Consider the following 16,400-nt stretch of genomic DNA (forward strand, 5'->3'; position numbering starts at 1 on the left):
CAGGAAAGTCTGGGGTTATTTGGGATACAGCGGCGGCAAACTGGTGGTGTCGGTGGCTGGGTCTTGCTCGCGTTCGGCGACGGGGATGGCTTTCACCGCGCGCCACAGGTCTTCGCCCAGCCAGAAATGCCCACCTTCGCTGTAGAGCGCGCCGTTAAGGCCATCCAGCGCATCGGACAGCGGCACAAAGCGCGCCGCCATCGCCGCGAGGGTTTCCGGTTGTTGGCGTGCCCAGGCGTCGAGTGCCTGGCGGGTGGCGTGGGGGTCGTTGGCTTGTGTCGCGCGTTTGAGGTCGTCGAGCAGCGAGCGTGGGCTGGGGCCGGTTTGCGCGGCGCGTTGTACGGCGGGTTGCCGGCGCGCGCGCCACCACAGGCCGAAGCCGAGCAGGGTGGTGCAGGCGAAGATCAGTGTGCTGAGTTGCCACAGCCACAGGCGCTCATCGTCCGGGGCGGTGATCACGGTGGGGGTGGCGGGCGTGTCCACGACCAGGCTCGGGTTGGTGGCCACTTGCAGGGTGCGCGCGGGCAGGCTGCTGCGTTCAAGGTGGTCTTCGTGGGTGTTCCACCACACCACGTCCACCGCGGGCAGCTCGATCGCACCGGCGCGGGTGGGCACCAGGGCTTCGCGGTCTTCACGGCTGCCGATCAGGCCACGGTCGTTGTTCTGGTTGCCGAGTACCGGTTGGTCGGGGTAACGGCGCAGGCCATTGATGTCGGTGCTGGGCAGGGCGGGCAATTGCGCGCTGGACAGGCCCTCGGCTTTGACCGTGAGGCTGCGGGTCAGCGAGTCGCCGACTTGCACGTGGTCCGGCTCCGGGTTCCAGGCTTCACTGAGCGTGAGGCTGCGCGCCGGTATCCACGGCGCGTCGGCGGGGTACAACTCAGGTTTGGGCTTGACCGTCAGCGGCAGTTGCGCCGAGCTGACGTGGATCAGCTTGCCCGGCTTGGTGCCTTGCAAGGTGTTTTCCTGCGCTGGGCGTGACTCCACCAACGTCGCACTGAACGTTTGCGCCGGAATCATCACGGCGCCGCTGTGCTGCGGGTAGATCGCGTAACGGGTTTCGATCACGCCATGACGAATGCTATTGATGACTTTCTCGTAGGTACGCGATTCGCCCAATTGCTCAATGCGCGCATCCGGAATCTGCAACGCGGTGAGGCTGCTGTCGTCGTACAGCGACACCGAGTGATACACGCGCACAGTCAATAAGGCCTGGGCCTGGACGTACACGTTGCTCTGGTCGAGGCTGGTTTCAATGAACACCGGCGCCAGTTCGGCGCTGGTGTTTTGGCTTGCGGTTTCGACCACTTGCAGGCTGATGGGCTGGGTCTTGAGTTCGCCCACTTGCAGCGGCGGGATCACCACCGTGCCGTTTTCCCTGGGCAGCAATGTGATGATCCAGCGCGTGGTGGCGTGGTTGTCGCCGCCCAGGGTGGTGAGTTGGTTGATTTGGCGTGTGCCGCTGACTTCGAACTGCGCATCCAGCGGAGACAGGTCAGGCTTGCCGAACTGGGTGACGTCGCTGGACTCGACCGTAAGCTCCACCGTTTCCCCGGAATTGAGGCGGCTGCGGTCGACGCTGGCCACCAGGTTTGCCGCCTGGGCGTAGCCTGCCGATAACGCGAGCAGAAGCAGAAGGGGGGTGCGGCGGCTCATCGAGTCTTGTCCTGATGTTGTTGCTGTTCGTACCAGAATTTGCGGCGCAGCAGTTCACCGGGGTTGTCCGGGATCTCCCGCAGCCATTGCTCCAGGGCCTGGCGGTGTTCTCCATCAATGTTCATGTCGGCGGGGCGCAAGGGCGGCGTCGTGGTTTGCTCATCGCCCAACTCGCTGCCTGGCACCTCGTTACCGCCGGCTTTTGGTGTGGCGCCGGTTTGGCTATCGGTGGCGCCGGCCTCGCCCTGGCCTTGGGCGGTTTGTTCGCCACCCGTGTTGCTTTGCCCACTCGCGCCCGGTTGCGCAGTTTGGCCGGGTTGGGTGGTTTCGTCATCCTCATTTTTGACAGAGTTTTCGGGCTCGGGGTGAGCTTTTTCCTGTAGCAGGGTTTCTACCAGCGCCTTGTTTTTCAGGGCCGGTTGCAGGTCGGGCTGGGCTTCCAGGGCTTGCTCGTAGGCATCGATTGCCGCTTCCAGCTCGCCTGACTTGGCCAGGGCATTGCCGCGATTGTAGTGAGAATAGGCGTCATCACTCAGGGCAAACCGCTTGATGGCTTCGGCATAGTTGCCCGCTTCGTACAGCGCCACGCCTTGCCATTGCGGGTCTTCGAAGCGCTCTGCGGCCTCGGCCGGGCGTTTGTGCTTGAGCAGGTATTGGCCTTGCTGGTCGGGGCGCAGCCACAGGTCTTGAAGCCCGAACGCATAGCTAGGTTGCGGCGCGCCGAGCAATAACAGCGGCAGGCAAAACAGCCAGCCACGCCGCCCGGCGCAGGCCGCCAGCAGCAACAGCGGCAGCAGCAGCCAGTAACCCTGGTCGGCCCAGGTGTCGAGGTGCAGCAGTTGGCCGTCGTTGCGCAGGGACTGCGGACCGTCGAGCAGGTTGAGTTGGCGCAGGTCTTTGTCGTCCAGGCGCGCGGCGCGGTAGCGACCGCCCATTTCGCTGGCAAAGGCCTTGAGCGTCGGGCTGTCGAGGCGCGGTACCAGAATCGCGCCTTGATCGTCCTTGAGGAACTCGCCGCTTTCCTGGGTCACCGGCGTGCCTTCGCGGCTGCCGATGCCGAGGATCGACAAGGTCGGCGCCTGCGCGCCTTGCAGTTGCAGGCGTATGCCCTGGCGTTCCTGTTTCGACAGCGAAGAACCCACCAGCAGCAAGCGCCCTTGGCCGAGCCCGCCTCTTTTGAGCAGAACCAGCGCTTTTTGTACTGCCAGATCGGCACGGTGGCCGGGCTCGGGCATGATCGAGGGGCGCAACGCTTCCAGCAGGTTGCGGCTGGTCGCCAGGTCGTCCGACAGCGGCACCAGCGTGTGGGCGCTGCCGGCATAGACGACGATTGCAGTCGGCGCGCTATCCCGTGCTTGTAACAAGTCATACAGCTTGCGCCGCGCTTGCTCCAGGCGATTGGGCGGGCTGTCGGTGGCGAGCATTTCCGGGGTCAGCTCCAGCAGCACCACCAACGGGTCGGACGGTTTTTGGCTGGACTGCTCAACCCGCTGCCAACTGGGGCCGAGCAAGGCCAGCACGGCCAGCAGCCAGGCGATGCCCAGCACCACCCACGGCGATTTACTCTCGCGCCCGCTGCCGCCACTGAGCAGCACGGCATGAAAGGCCGGCGGCAAGATCATCTGCCAGCGCCCGGCGCGTTTTTGCCGGTGCCACAACTGCCACAGCAGCCAGCCGAGCAGCGGCAACAGCAACAGCCACCAGGGACGGAAGAAGTGCGGCCACAGGTCGATCATCGACGCCTCCGCAAACGCAGGCGTTTGAGGCGTTGGCGCCATTCAGGGTGCTGTTGCAGGAAAATCCCCTTGGTCGACAATTTGTTGAAGGCACGTTGCAGCGCGTTGTTGGGCCAGCGCTCCTGAATCACCAGCAACAGGCTCAGGATCAGCGCCAGGGCCAACGGCGCGCTGTACAACGCCTGGGCCGGGCGCGCCTGGGTGGGCTGTTGCGCCACGGGTTCGAGCTGGTCGAGGGTTTCCTTGATTTTTTGCAAGTCGTCGCCGTCGCGCGCACGGAAGTAGCGGCCTCCGGTGGCGTCGGCGATGGCTTTCAGCGCGGGTTCGTCCAGATCCAGGCTCGGGTTGACGCCGAGGATGCCTAACGAGCCGGTTTCCTCTGGGTCCGCGCCGATGCCAATCGGGTAGATTTTTACGCCCTCTTCGGCGGCCAGGCGGGCGGCGGTCAGCGGGTCGATCTGGCCGGCGTTGTTGGCGCCATCGGTGACCAGGATCAGCACGCGGCTTTGCGCCGGGCGCTGGCGCAGACGCTTGAGCGCCAAGCCGATGGCATCACCGATGGCGGTGTTTTTGCCGGCGATGCCGATACGCGCTTCATCCAGCCAGGTGCGCACGGTGCTGCGGTCGAACGTCAGCGGTGCTTGCAGGTAGGCCTGGCTGCCGAACAGGATCAGGCCCACGCGGTCGCCTTCGCGGCTTTCCAGGAAGTCGCCGAGCAAGTGCTGCACCAGGCTCAGGCGGCTGACGTCTTCGTCCTGCCAGTGCATGTCGGGGAAATCCATGGAACCGGACACGTCCACCGCCACCAGCAAATCGCGGCCACTGGCGGCAATCGGCAAGGGTTCGCCGAGCCATTCCGGGCGTGCGGCGGCGGTCAGCAACAGCAACCACATCAGCACAAACGGCGCTTGCTGGCGCCAGCCGGGCAAGTTGGCGCGGGCACGGCGGCGGGCGAGTCCTTCGAGGTCGGCGAGGTAGCTGACGTTCAGCGCGGGCTCGCCGCTGTCGGCCACCGGCAACACGAGCCGCATTATCCAGGGCAGTGGCAACAGGGCGAAGATCCACGGCCAGGCGAACTCAAACATGTTTGCGAATCCAGGTGTCGATGGCTTGGGTCAAGCCGGCGATGGCCTTGTCGTCAAGTTTGCATTCGGGCTTGTAGGCGCCCTCCACCAGTACCATCCAGCGCGTCAGGCCTGCTGCCGGGCAACGGTTATCGAGGAACGCCAGCCATTTGCGGCCGTTGAGGGTATGGCTCTGGCTGTAGGGGTAGTCGTTGCGGCACAGGCGCTTGAGCAGGCCATTGAGCTGTTGCAGCCAGGCACCGGCGGGGGCGCCATCGTAGGGTTTGGGCATCAGCGCCAACTCGGCGAGGGCGGCGATGCGCAGCGGGTCGAGGGGCTGTTCGGCACGGGCCACAGGTTGGCGTTTTGGCAGAAAGCGGCGCAGCCACCACAGCCCCCAACCGATCAGCGGAATCAGCAGCAATAACAGCCACCAGCCGGGCGCAGGCGGCCAAAAGCTAATCGACGGCGGTGCGATCAGCGGTTGCAGTTGGTCGAGGCTGCTCATTGCTTTTTAACCGGGCGCTGCGGGTTAAGGTATTCGCGCAGTTGCTCAACCATTTCGCTTTGGGTGCTAAGCGGCATCAATAGAATTCGAAGTTTCTGTGCGAGCCATTCCCAGCGGGCAATGCGGGCTTCGGCTTGGGCTTTGTAGGCTTGGCGCAGTTCGAAGTTGAGTGTATCCAGTTCCAGTTGCGCACCTCTTTGCGCAAAACGCAGCAGCCCGGCCGCAGGCAGGGCGTGGTCGAGCGGGTCGGAGATCGGCAGCAACAGCAAGTCGCAATGGCGCGACAGCAAGCTCAGCTGTTGCTCGGCGCCTTCGGTAAGGGCGCGTTCATCGCAGATCACAATCACCAGGCTGCCGGGGCGCAGCACTTCACGGCCACGGCGCAAGGCCATGCCCAAGGCGTCGGCTTCCGGGAGGCTTTCGGTGTTCAGGCTTTGGTTGACGCGCACCAAGCGGTTAAGCAGTTGCAGCAGGCTTTGCTTGCTGCGCCGGGGTTTGATTTCGTAGTGCTCGCTGTCGCCGAATACCAACCCGCCGACGCGGTCGTTATGCCCCAGCGCCGCCCAGCCGATCAGGCTGGCCGCCTGGGCCGCCAGCACAGATTTGAACATTTGCCCGGAGCCGAAAAACAGCCGGCAGCTTTGCTCCACCATGATAAAAATCGGCCGTTCGCGTTCTTCGTGGAACAGCTTGGTGTGCGGCTCCTGGGTACGTGCGGTGACGCGCCAGTCGATGGTGCGCACATCGTCGCCGGCCTGGTACACGCGCACCTGGTCGAAATCCACACCCCGCCCGCGCAACTTGGAGTGGTGCAGGCCAATCAGCGGGCTGCGCTGGCTGGGGGTGGAAAACAGCTGCACTTCGCGCACGCGGTGGCGCATCTCAATCAATTCGCTGAGTGTGACGCGGATTCCATCGCTTGCGTTCATGGGGTTCAAGCGACGGCAACGACGTCAAGAATGCGTTGCACCACGCGGTCCTGGTCGATGCCCGCCGCTTCGGCTTCGAACGACAGAATGATGCGGTGACGCAACACGTCGAACAGCACGGCCTGGATATCTTCCGGGCTGACGAAGTCGCGACCGGCCAGCCAGGCATGGGCGCGGGCGCAGCGGTCGAGGGCGATGGAGCCGCGCGGGCTGGCGCCGTAGGCAATCCATTCGGCCATTTCCGGGTCGAATTTGGCTGGGGTGCGCGTGGCCATGACCAGCTGCACCAGGTATTCCTCCACGGCGTCGGCCATGTACAGGCCAAGGATTTCCTTGCGCGCGGCAAAGATGGCTTGTTGGCTGACGCGGCGCTCGGGCTTGGTCTCGCCGTTAAGGGCTTCGCCACGGGCTTGTTGCAGGATGCGTCGCTCAACAGCGGCGTCCGGGAAGCCGATTTTTACGTGCATCAGGAAGCGGTCGAGCTGGGCTTCGGGCAGCGGGTAGGTGCCTTCCTGCTCGATCGGGTTTTGCGTGGCCATCACTAAAAACAGCGGCGACAGGTCGTACGTACTGCGCCCGACGCTGACCTGGCGCTCGGCCATGGCCTCCAGTAACGCCGATTGCACCTTGGCCGGGGCACGGTTGATTTCGTCCGCCAGCACCAGGTTGTGGAAGATCGGGCCTTGCTGGAATACGAAACTGCCGGTTTCCGGGCGATAGATCTCGGTGCCGGTGATGTCGGCGGGGAGCAGGTCGGGGGTGAACTGGATGCGATGGAACTGCGCTTCGATACCTTCCGCCAGCTCTTTGATGGCTTTGGTCTTGGCCAGGCCCGGCGCGCCTTCGACCAGCATATGGCCGTCGGCGAGCAGCGCGATCAACAGGCGATCGATGAGTTTTTCCTGGCCGAGAATCTGCGTGGAAAGAAAGGTTCGCAGCGCAAGCAGCGCTTCACGATGTTCCATCGATGACGGTTCCTGGAAAGATGAGGCCTGGCGTCGAGAAAAAAACGCCGGGCCTGGGGGGCTTACTTTAATGCATCGCGGGGTGCAGCGACTAACCGCGCGGGGGGTATTTTAAGGAAAACTTGTAGGAATTTTGTGTGTTTAGCACAAATGGTGCTGAGACTTGCGCTGTTTATGGGGGAGCTGGCTGGCCTGCGATGGCATCAACTGGGTCCATCTGAAGGGCCGAGTCGCCAGCATCGCCGGCAAGCCAGCTTCCACGTTTGATCTTCGGCGCATTCAGATCCGGGTAAAGGTACCGGTGCCTTCGAGAATGTTCTGCAAGGTTTCTTCAACTTCAGCCAAATCCGACGCGGAGGTGGCATGGGTGATTTCGAGTTGGTCCTTGCCGCCCAGTGCATCGGCATCGCCGGCAGCCAGTTCTACCAACAGCGTCGTAGCGCTCAATGTGACCTTCAGCCCATCCAGGGTCGATGGTTCGTAGTCCCAGGTCAGCTCCACTTCCTCTTCGTCCGGGTAGCGGGTCAGCATGAACATCTCGCCATTTTTGCCATGGCAGCAAAGCATGGCCATGTTGTCTTCTTCGTCGTCGCACGGTGTGGCCATCAGTGCGTCAGTGTTCAGTTTCAGCATGGTAATTCCTGCTTGGGGTAGGGCGTAATGCGCGCAATTGTGCCATTGCAGCGAATTTTGTGCTGCATCCTGTGTCAGACCCACTGCATGACCTGACGGGCTGTATCGGTCACTTCGGGTACTCGTAAGCATGAAAGTTGCCGGTTTCGTCTCGGGAATTTTCCGGTTGCGCCAATCGCCACCCCCAGCCTGCGTACCGATGACCGAATATGTCGCAGCGTCGCAAGCAGCTGGCTTCCTACACTCGTTAAGCTGCGCAACGGATGTGCACGTGCCGGGCGCCTGACCTGCCCGTCGTACCGTCACCTGGCAAGGTGCGCATCCTGTGGAAGATGTATGTGACCTGACTGTATCTTCCAGCTTCACCCACCTGTCACTCCGATTCGCTATCGTGCTTCTATCATTACCGGCGAACAGAGCTGACGGTCTCCCCGCAAGGGGATAACACGCGACGCTTTCATCAATAACAAGCCCAAGCGGAGTACCACAGATGGCGTTCTTCACCGCAGCCAGCAAGGCCGACTTCCAGCATCAACTGCAAGCGGCACTGGCGCAGCACATCAGTGAACAGGCACTGCCACAAGTGGCGCTGTTCGCTGAGCAATTTTTCGGCATTATTTCCCTGGACGAACTGACCCAGCGTCGCCTTTCCGACCTGGCCGGTTGCACCTTGTCTGCCTGGCGCCTGCTTGAGCGCTTTGATCACGCCCAACCGCAAGTGCGGGTCTACAACCCCGATTACGAACGTCATGGCTGGCAATCGACCCACACGGCCGTCGAAGTGCTGCACCATGACTTGCCCTTCCTGGTGGACTCGGTGCGTACCGAGCTGAACCGTCGCGGCTACAGCATCCATACCCTGCAAACCACCGTACTCAGCGTGCGCCGTGGCAAGAAGGGCGAGTTGCTGGAAATCTTGCCAAAAGGCACTCAGGGCGATGGCATCCAGCAAGAATCGCTGATGTACCTGGAAATCGACCGCTGCGCCAATGCCGCCGAACTGAACGTGCTGAGCAAAGAGCTTGAGCAAGTGCTGGGCGAAGTGCGCGTGGCCGTGGCCGACTTTGAACCCATGAAAGCCAAGGTTCAGGAGCTGCTGGCCGGTATCGACGCCAGCCCGTTCAGCATCGACGGCGAAGAACAAGCCGAGATCAAGAACTTCCTGGAATGGCTGGTGGGCAACCACTTCACCTTCCTCGGTTATGAAGAGTTTGTGGTACGTGACGAGGCGGACGGCGGTCATATCGAATATGACGCCAGCTCTTTCCTCGGTCTGACCAAACTGCTGCGCCCCGGCCTCACCGCCGACGACCTGCGCATTGAAGACTACGCCGTCTCCTACCTGCGTGAGCCGGCCGTGCTGTCGTTCGCCAAGGCTGCACACCCAAGCCGCGTGCACCGCCCGGCTTACCCGGACTACGTGTCGATCCGCCAGATCGATGCCGACGGCAAGGTCATCAAGGAATGCCGTTTCATGGGCCTCTACACCTCCTCGGTGTACGGCGAAAGCGTGCGGGTGATTCCTTATATCCGTCGCAAGGTCGCGGAGATCGAACGCCGTTCGGGCTTCCAGGCCAAGGCTCACCTGGGCAAAGAGCTTGCCCAGGTGGTTGAAGTGTTGCCCCGTGATGACCTGTTCCAGACCCCGGTCGACGAGCTGTTCAGCACCGTGATGTCGATCGTGCAGATCCAGGAACGCAACAAGATTCGCGTGTTCCTGCGCAAAGACCCGTACGGCCGTTTCTGCTACTGCCTGGCGTACGTGCCGCGCGACATCTATTCCACCGAAGTGCGCCAGAAGATCCAGCAAGTGCTGATGGATCGCCTGAAAGCCTCGGACTGCGAATTCTGGACGTTCTTCTCCGAATCCGTACTGGCCCGTGTGCAGCTGATTCTGCGGGTTGACCCGAAGAAGCGTCTGGACATCGACCCGCTGCAGCTGGAAAAAGAAGTGGTGCAGGCCTGCCGCAGCTGGCAGGACGACTACGCAAGCCTCGTCGTCGAAAGCTTCGGCGAAGCCCAGGGCACCAACGTGCTGGCAGACTTCCCGAAAGGCTTCCCGGCCGGCTACCGCGAGCGTTTCGCCGCGCATTCGGCCGTGGTCGACATGCAGCACCTCAACAGCCTGACCGAAGCCAACCCGCTGGTGATGAGTTTTTATCAGCCAATGGGGCAGGGCTCCGATCAGCGCGAGCTGCATTGCAAGCTCTACCACGCGGATACCCCGCTGGCGCTGTCCGACGTGTTGCCGATCCTGGAAAACCTCGGCCTGCGTGTGCTGGGTGAATTCCCGTATCGCCTGCGTCACGCCAATGGCCGTGAGTTCTGGATCCATGACTTCGCGTTCATTGCCGCTGAAGGCGTGAACCTGGACATCCAACAGCTCAACGACACCCTGCAGGACGCCTTCGTGCACATCGTGCATGGCGACGCCGAAAACGATGCGTTCAACCGCCTTGTGCTGACCGCCGGCCTGCCGTGGCGCGACGTCGCGCTGTTGCGTGCCTACGCCCGTTACCTCAAGCAGATTCGCCTGGGCTTCGACCTGGGTTACATCGCCAGCACCCTGAACAACCACACCGACATCGCTCGCGAGTTGACCCGGTTGTTCAAGACCCGCTTCTACCTGGCGCGCAAGCTCACCGCCGACGACCTGGAAGACAAGCAGCAACGTCTGGAACAAGCGATTCTGACGGCACTGGACGACGTTCAGGTGCTCAACGAAGACCGCATCCTGCGTCGCTACCTGGACCTGATCAAGGCCACGCTGCGCACCAACTTCTACCAGGCTGACGCCAACGGCCAGAACAAATCGTACTTCAGCTTCAAGTTCAACCCGCATGCGATTCCCGAGCTGCCGAAGCCGGTGCCGAAGTTTGAAATCTTCGTGTACTCGCCACGGGTTGAAGGCGTGCACCTGCGCTTTGGTAACGTCGCGCGCGGCGGCCTGCGCTGGTCCGACCGCGAAGAAGACTTCCGTACCGAAGTGTTGGGCCTGGTAAAAGCCCAGCAAGTGAAGAACTCGGTCATTGTGCCTGTGGGCGCGAAGGGCGGCTTCCTGCCGCGTCGCCTGCCACTGGGCGGCACCCGCGACGAAATCGCGGCCGAGGGCATCGCCTGCTACCGCATCTTCATTTCCGGCCTGCTGGACATCACCGACAACCTGAAAGACGGCGCCCTGGTGCCGCCGTTGAACGTGGTGCGTCATGACGACGATGACCCGTACCTGGTGGTAGCAGCGGACAAGGGCACTGCGACCTTCTCCGACATCGCCAACGGCATCGCCATCGACTACGGCTTCTGGCTGGGTGATGCGTTCGCTTCCGGTGGTTCCGCCGGTTACGACCACAAAAAGATGGGCATCACCGCCAAGGGCGCGTGGGTCGGTGTGCAGCGTCACTTCCGTGAGCGCGGCATCAACGTACAGAAAGACAGCATCACTGTGGTGGGCGTCGGCGACATGGCCGGTGACGTGTTCGGCAACGGCCTGTTGATGTCCGAGACGCTGCAACTGGTCGCGGCCTTCAACCACCTGCACATCTTCATTGATCCAAACCCGAACCCGGCCACCAGCTTCGTTGAGCGTCAGCGTCTGTTCGACTTGCCGCGTTCGTCCTGGACCGACTACGACACCAGCATCATGTCCGAAGGCGGCGGTATCTTCTCGCGCAGCGCGAAGAGCATTGCCATCTCGCCACAGATGAAAGAGCGCTTCGACATCTCGGCCGACAAGCTCACCCCGACCGAACTGCTGAACGCCTTGCTCAAGGCGCCAGTGGACCTGTTGTGGAACGGCGGCATCGGTACGTACGTCAAGGCCAGCACTGAAAGCCATGCCGACGTAGGCGACAAGGCCAACGACGCGCTGCGCGTGAACGGTAACGAGCTGCGCTGCAAGGTGGTGGGCGAGGGCGGTAACCTCGGCATGACCCAACTGGGTCGTGTGGAATTCGGCCTCAATGGCGGCGGTTCCAACACCGACTTCATCGACAACGCCGGTGGCGTGGACTGCTCCGACCACGAAGTGAACATCAAGATCCTGCTCAACGAAGTGGTGCAGGCCGGTGACATGACCGACAAGCAACGCAACCAGTTGCTGGCGAGCATGACCGACGAAGTCGGCAGCCTGGTGTTGGGCAACAACTACAAGCAGACCCAGGCCCTGTCCCTGGCCGCGCGCCGTGCCTACGAGCGTGCTGCCGAGTACAAGCGCCTGATGAGCGACCTGGAAGGCCGTGGCAAACTGGACCGCGCCATCGAGTACCTGCCGACCGAGGAGCAGCTCGTCGAGCGCGCCGCAAATGGCAAGGGCCTCACCCGTCCGGAGCTGTCGGTGCTCATCTCGTACAGCAAGATCGACCTCAAGGAAGCGCTGATCAAGTCGCAGGTACCGGATGACGACTACCTGACCCGTGACATGGAGACCGCGTTCCCGCCGAGCCTGGTTGCCAAGTTCGGCGAGGCCATGCGTCGCCATCGCTTGAAGCGCGAAATTGTCAGCACCCAGATCGCCAACGATCTGGTCAACCACATGGGCATCACCTTCGTTCAACGACTCAAAGAGTCGACCGGCATGACCCCGGCGAACGTGGCCGGTGCTTACGTGATCGTGCGTGACATCTTCCATCTCCCGCACTGGTTCCGTCAGATCGAAGCCCTGGACCACCAGGTCTCCGCTGATGTGCAACTGGAGCTGATGGACGAGCTGATGCGCCTGGGTCGCCGCGCCACGCGCTGGTTCCTGCGCAGCCGTCGCAACGAGCAGGATGCTGGCCGTGACACCGCACACTTCGGTCCACACCTGGCTGCGTTGGGCCTCAAGCTCGACGAACTGCTGGAAGGCCCGACCCGCGAAGGCTGGCAGAACCGCTACAAGGCTTACACCGAGGCTGGCGTACCGGAGTTGTTGGCGCGCATGGTTGCAGGCACTACTCACCTGTACACCTTGCTGCCGATCATCGAGGCCGCTGACGTAACCGGGCATGACGCCGCCGAAGTGGCCAAGGCCTACTTCGCCGTCGGCAGCGCCCTGGACTTGCCGTGGTACCTGCAGCAGATCAGCGATCTGCCAGTGGCCAACAACTGGCAAGCCCAGGCCCGCGAAGCCTTCCGCGACGACGTGGACTGGCAGCAACGGGCGATCACCATTTCGGTTCTGCAAATGGCCGACGCGCCACAAGACATGGAAGCCCGCGTTGCCCTGTGGCTTGAGCAGCACAAAGACATGGCTGATCGTTGGGTCGCAATGATGGTGGAAATTCGTGCCGCAGTCGGCACGGACTACGCCATGTACGCGGTGGCCAACCGTGAGTTGCTCGACCTTGCGTTGAGTGGTCAGTCGGTGCTGCCACCGGTGTGATCAAGCGGTAAAACAAAAGCCCCCGTATCGTGAGATGCGGGGGCTTTTTGTTGAACGCGATTTATCAAACACTGAAGGGCACATGTGGGAGCGGGCTTGCTCGCGAAGTCGGTGTGTCAGTCAATTATTTATTCACTGGCCCACCGCCTTCGCGAGCAAGCCCGCTCCCACATTTTGATCTTCATTCACTTAGGTGCAGTGGTGTTTTACGAGTGCTGTTCGAGTATGGCGTCGAACAGGCGCGGGTAGATGTCGTCCATCGACGGTTTTTTACCGGCCACCAGGCGCATGGCGGGCAGGCTGGCGACGACGGGCTTGCGTTGCAGGGCGTGAGCGGTCATGGCCTGTCTCCAAAAAGTCAGCTGCCCAGATGGTCGTCCGGGATGTTCAAGCGAATGCCCATGCGCAGGCCTTCCTGAAGGATGTGCCGACGCATTTGCGCACTGGCCAGGGCGCTGTTTTTGTCACGGATAGCGCGCACCACGGCGTCGTTTTCCTGCAGGCGTTCGGCCAGATGTTCGGGGGAGTTGCGCAGCACGTGGGCGCTTTGCTTGAGGGCGTTGCTGGTCTGTTGCACCACGTTCTGGAAGATCGGGTTGGAGGTCAGGGCGAACAGTTCTTCGTGGAAGCCGATGTAGGCGTTCATGCCGGCTTCGGCGTCGCCGGCGTCGAGGGCTTCGCGCATGTCCATCAGGGTCAGGCGCAGTTGGCCGACTTCCTTGCTGCTGATGGACTGGGCGACCAGGCCGACAATGAACGGTTCGAGGGTGTAGCGCAGTTGCAGGATGTCTTCGAGGCTGGCGTCGGCTACGGCGTCGCTGGACTGCGGCTCGCTGATGCTGGTTTCGAGTACCACCACGCCCTTGCCGGGCATGGAGCGCACCAAGCCGAGGGTTTCCAGCACGATCACGGCTTCACGCAGGCTGGGGCGACTGATGCCCATTTGTTCGGCAAGTTCACGTTGGCCGGGGAGCATTTCGCCCCGGCGCCACTGGCCCCGCGCCAGAGCGGCGCGGAGTTTTTCTACGACTGAATTGACGACTGTTGAGGTGCTGATCACGTATACGCCTCCTTTAAGTTGAAAATGCATTGGTTATACCGGCGACATTCCCCTGTGGGAGCGGGCTTGCTCGCGAAAGCGGTGCATCAGTCACCCGAGGTGCAAGCTGACACACCGCCTTCGCGAGCAAGCCCGCTCCCACATTTGATTTGGGTCGCATTTGAAATTGCTCAGAACTCCTGATGCGCCGGCACCACCGGTTTCCTGGCCTGGAAGGCATACCCTTGCTGGCCGTCGAGCACCTTGTTGGCACGCTGGATATCGATGTCTTTTTCCCAACGGGCAATCGCGACGGTAGCGACGCAGTTGCCGATCAGGTTGGTCAACGCACGACCGATGCCCATGAACCAATCAACTGCCAACACCAGCACCAGGCCCACTACAGGGATCGCCGGGATGGCGGTGAGTGTGGCGGCGAGGATCACCAACGCAGACCCCGGGATGCCGTGGGCGCCCTTGGAGGTAATCAGCGACACCAGCAAAATGGTCATCAGGTCGGTCATCGACAGCGGCGTGCCGGTGGCGTTGGCGATGAACACGATAGCCAGTGTCAGGTAGATCGAGAAACCATCGAGGTTGAATGAATAGCCCGTTGGAATCACCAGGCCCACGGTGGAGCTGCCAATGCCGAGGTGTTCAAGCTTGCGCATGATCTGGGGCAACACGGCGTCCGAGGAGGCGGTGCCCATCACGATCAGCAGCTCTTCGCGCAGGTACTTGAGCAGCGGCAACATGCGCAGGCCGGACAGGCGCATCACCAGGCCCAGAATCACTGCGACAAAGACGAAACAGGTCAGGTAGAACAAACCCACCAGGCTGCCCAGGTGCTGCAGCGAATTCAGACCATAGGTGCTGGTGGTAAAAGCGATCGCACCGAATACACCGATCGGTGCCAGGCGCACGATCATGCCCATGATGCGGAAGATCACATGGCTCAATTCGTTGATCAGCCGTGATATGCCCGACGCCGCTTCACCCACCAGGTTCAGAGCGCCTTTGCCGAGAACAACAGCACTTGCAGCACGTTGTTGTCGGCAAAGGCGCCGATGACCGAGTTGGGGATCAGGTCCATCAGGAATTGACTGGTGCCGCGAAGATGATGGCCCTTGTCGGCCAACTCATTAAGGCCGGCAGACGACAGCTGATCCAGATGAATATTCGCGCCTTGGCCGATGCCGGTGCTGAAGGCCATGAGCAGCCCGATCACTAGGGCCACGGTGGTCAGCACTTCAAAATAGATCACCGACTTGAGGCCGATGCGCCCGACTTTCTTCAAGTCGCCGGCGCCGGAGATACCGCTGACCACCACGCAGAACACGATCAGGCCAATCAGCATTTTGATCAGCTTGATGAAGCCATCACCCAGGGGTTTGAGTTGCGAGGAGAATTCGGGAAGGGCCAGGCCGCAGACGATGCCAAGGATCAGGCCGATCACGACTTGCAGGAAAATCGAACGCGAGCACCATCTGAGCATGGGAAGGATCTCTATTCGGTGCCCTGGTGGTTCCAGGGCTTAATTGTTGTGGTCTTACCGGTAAGTCCAGTGCGCGGCCAGTCTAAGCTTGGCTTTTTTGAAATCACAAGCAAATATTCGGCGTTGGGCACGCCCCGGTCTGACCAGTTGCTCGCGAAGGGTTAGGCTTGAGCGGTTGGCGGCCTGCAAATTTTTTCGCTTATGATCTGCGCCTTGATAGGCGAGGTGATGGATGGACACACCGGGACTGACCACTGACGAAACGGGGCAAGTTCATTGCATCTGGCGCACGGCGGCGGCGGAATACCCGCGTTACCACGACCACGAGTGGGGCGTGCCGGTGGCGGATGATATTCAGCTGTACGAGAAGATTTGCCTGGAGGGGTTTCAGGCGGGCATGGCGTGGATCACGATTTTGCGCAAGCGTGAGCGTTTTCGGCTGGCGTTTGAGGGGTTTGATTTTCGCAAGGTGGCGATGTATGGCGAGGGGGATATCGAGCGGTTGATGCAGGATTCGGGGATTGTGCGTAATCGGGCGAAGATTGTTTCGACCATCAACAATGCGCGCAGGGCGTGTGAGTTGGTGGATGAGACGGGTTCGCTGGCGCGGTGGTTGTGGGGGTTTGAGCCCAGCGACGAAGAGCGCCCGGCGGTGGTGGATATGGCGTATTGGTCGGGTAACCCGACGTCGGCGGCTTCTGTCAGGTTGTCGAAGGCCCTTAAGAAACGCGGTTGGACGTATGTTGGGCCGACGACCCTGTATGCGTTGATGCAGGCGATGGGGATGGTGAATGATCATCTTGAAGGGTGCGTTTGCAGGCTGCGGGTTGAGGCTTTGCGCAGCCGGTTCAGGCGTCCGTGAGTTTGGGGTTTTACGCGGGTTGAAGCGTGGGCTTTCGGGCTTTCGGGGTACATATCCGTTATTTGGGTGATGGCTGAAATCGGTTCCGCTCTTACAGCGGGTCACTTTTGGCAAACGCCCCAAAAGTAACCAAAAGGTCTTCGCCCCACCACTC

The 16,400-nt window shown here is 61.7% G+C and carries 10 protein-coding genes and 2 pseudogenes; 2 read left to right on the forward strand and 10 right to left on the reverse strand.

What is annotated here, in order from left to right:
- Nucleotides 1–15: 15 nt before the first annotated feature.
- The 7 genes from Q7C20_RS19795 to Q7C20_RS19825 all read right to left on the reverse strand — a co-directional run bounded on the left by Q7C20_RS19795 (nucleotide 16) and on the right by Q7C20_RS19825 (nucleotide 7,491).
- Nucleotides 16–1,656, reverse strand: coding sequence for a BatD family protein (locus Q7C20_RS19795; RefSeq protein ID WP_375069645.1), 1,641 nt, complete (start codon nucleotides 1,654–1,656; stop codon nucleotides 16–18).
- Nucleotides 1,653–3,392 (reverse strand): tetratricopeptide repeat protein, encoded by a 1,740-nt coding sequence (locus Q7C20_RS19800; protein ID WP_375069647.1) that lies wholly within the window; start codon nucleotides 3,390–3,392, stop codon nucleotides 1,653–1,655. The genes Q7C20_RS19795 and Q7C20_RS19800 overlap by 4 nt, the downstream gene beginning before the upstream one ends.
- Nucleotides 3,389–4,477 carry a VWA domain-containing protein gene (locus Q7C20_RS19805; protein ID WP_375069649.1) on the reverse strand — a complete coding sequence of 363 codons (1,089 nt, stop codon included), beginning with the start codon at nucleotides 4,475–4,477 and terminating at the stop codon, nucleotides 3,389–3,391. The genes Q7C20_RS19800 and Q7C20_RS19805 overlap by 4 nt, the downstream gene beginning before the upstream one ends.
- On the reverse strand, nucleotides 4,470–4,964 hold the full coding sequence (locus Q7C20_RS19810; protein WP_375069651.1) for a DUF4381 domain-containing protein: 495 nt from the start codon (nucleotides 4,962–4,964) through the stop codon (nucleotides 4,470–4,472). Before Q7C20_RS19810 ends, Q7C20_RS19805 begins: the two co-directional genes overlap by 8 nt.
- Nucleotides 4,961–5,893 carry a DUF58 domain-containing protein gene (locus Q7C20_RS19815; protein WP_375069653.1) on the reverse strand — a complete coding sequence of 311 codons (933 nt, stop codon included), beginning with the start codon at nucleotides 5,891–5,893 and terminating at the stop codon, nucleotides 4,961–4,963. The genes Q7C20_RS19810 and Q7C20_RS19815 overlap by 4 nt, the downstream gene beginning before the upstream one ends.
- A 5-nt stretch (nucleotides 5,894–5,898) precedes the next feature.
- Nucleotides 5,899–6,858 (reverse strand): MoxR family ATPase, encoded by a 960-nt coding sequence (locus Q7C20_RS19820; protein ID WP_003174327.1) that lies wholly within the window; start codon nucleotides 6,856–6,858, stop codon nucleotides 5,899–5,901.
- A 279-nt stretch (nucleotides 6,859–7,137) separates the two neighbouring features.
- A complete protein-coding gene (locus tag Q7C20_RS19825) occupies nucleotides 7,138–7,491 on the reverse strand; it encodes a hypothetical protein (protein ID WP_375069656.1) in 354 nt (117 codons plus the stop codon).
- Between the two features lie 490 nt (nucleotides 7,492–7,981).
- Here Q7C20_RS19825 and Q7C20_RS19830 point away from each other — a divergent pair, with 490 nt between their 5' ends.
- Nucleotides 7,982–12,850 (forward strand): NAD-glutamate dehydrogenase, encoded by a 4,869-nt coding sequence (locus tag Q7C20_RS19830; protein WP_375069658.1) that lies wholly within the window; start codon nucleotides 7,982–7,984, stop codon nucleotides 12,848–12,850.
- A 215-nt stretch (nucleotides 12,851–13,065) separates the two neighbouring features.
- Here Q7C20_RS19830 and Q7C20_RS19835 read toward each other — a convergent pair.
- The 3 genes and pseudogenes from Q7C20_RS19835 to Q7C20_RS19845 form a co-directional block, all read right to left on the reverse strand.
- Nucleotides 13,066–13,191 (reverse strand): annotated as a pseudogene (locus Q7C20_RS19835) (GntR family transcriptional regulator); the annotation flags it as partial.
- A 17-nt stretch (nucleotides 13,192–13,208) separates the two neighbouring features.
- Nucleotides 13,209–13,910 (reverse strand): FadR/GntR family transcriptional regulator, encoded by a 702-nt coding sequence (locus tag Q7C20_RS19840; RefSeq protein ID WP_375069660.1) that lies wholly within the window; start codon nucleotides 13,908–13,910, stop codon nucleotides 13,209–13,211.
- A 170-nt stretch (nucleotides 13,911–14,080) separates the two neighbouring features.
- Nucleotides 14,081–15,384 (reverse strand): annotated as a pseudogene (locus Q7C20_RS19845) (C4-dicarboxylate transporter DctA).
- Nucleotides 15,385–15,616: 232 nt separating this feature from the next.
- On the opposite strand from Q7C20_RS19845, the gene Q7C20_RS19850 reads away from it, so the two are divergent.
- Complete coding sequence (locus tag Q7C20_RS19850; RefSeq protein WP_375069662.1) at nucleotides 15,617–16,246, forward strand: DNA-3-methyladenine glycosylase I; 630 nt, start codon at nucleotides 15,617–15,619, stop codon at nucleotides 16,244–16,246.
- Nucleotides 16,247–16,400 lie beyond the last annotated feature (154 nt).

Source organism: Pseudomonas sp. AMR01 (genome assembly GCF_041946035.1).
GTDB lineage: Bacteria > Pseudomonadota > Gammaproteobacteria > Pseudomonadales > Pseudomonadaceae > Aquipseudomonas > Aquipseudomonas antarctica_B.

Bases quoted from the DNA above. Each gene is read 5' to 3' on its own strand.
- Q7C20_RS19795 (WP_375069645.1), bottom strand. From the start codon at position 1,656: ATGAGCCGCCGCACCCCCCTTCTGCTTCTGCTCGCGTTATCGGCAGGC.
- Q7C20_RS19825 (WP_375069656.1), bottom strand. From the start codon at position 7,491: ATGCTGAAACTGAACACTGACGCACTGATGGCCACACCGTGCGACGAC.
- Q7C20_RS19805 (WP_375069649.1), bottom strand. From the start codon at position 4,477: ATGTTTGAGTTCGCCTGGCCGTGGATCTTCGCCCTGTTGCCACTGCCC.
- Q7C20_RS19815 (WP_375069653.1), bottom strand. From the start codon at position 5,893: ATGAACGCAAGCGATGGAATCCGCGTCACACTCAGCGAATTGATTGAG.
- Q7C20_RS19820 (WP_003174327.1), bottom strand. From the start codon at position 6,858: ATGGAACATCGTGAAGCGCTGCTTGCGCTGCGAACCTTTCTTTCCACG.
- Q7C20_RS19850 (WP_375069662.1), top strand. From the start codon at position 15,617: ATGGACACACCGGGACTGACCACTGACGAAACGGGGCAAGTTCATTGC.
- Q7C20_RS19800 (WP_375069647.1), bottom strand. From the start codon at position 3,392: ATGATCGACCTGTGGCCGCACTTCTTCCGTCCCTGGTGGCTGTTGCTG.
- Q7C20_RS19830 (WP_375069658.1), top strand. From the start codon at position 7,982: ATGGCGTTCTTCACCGCAGCCAGCAAGGCCGACTTCCAGCATCAACTG.
- Q7C20_RS19810 (WP_375069651.1), bottom strand. From the start codon at position 4,964: ATGAGCAGCCTCGACCAACTGCAACCGCTGATCGCACCGCCGTCGATT.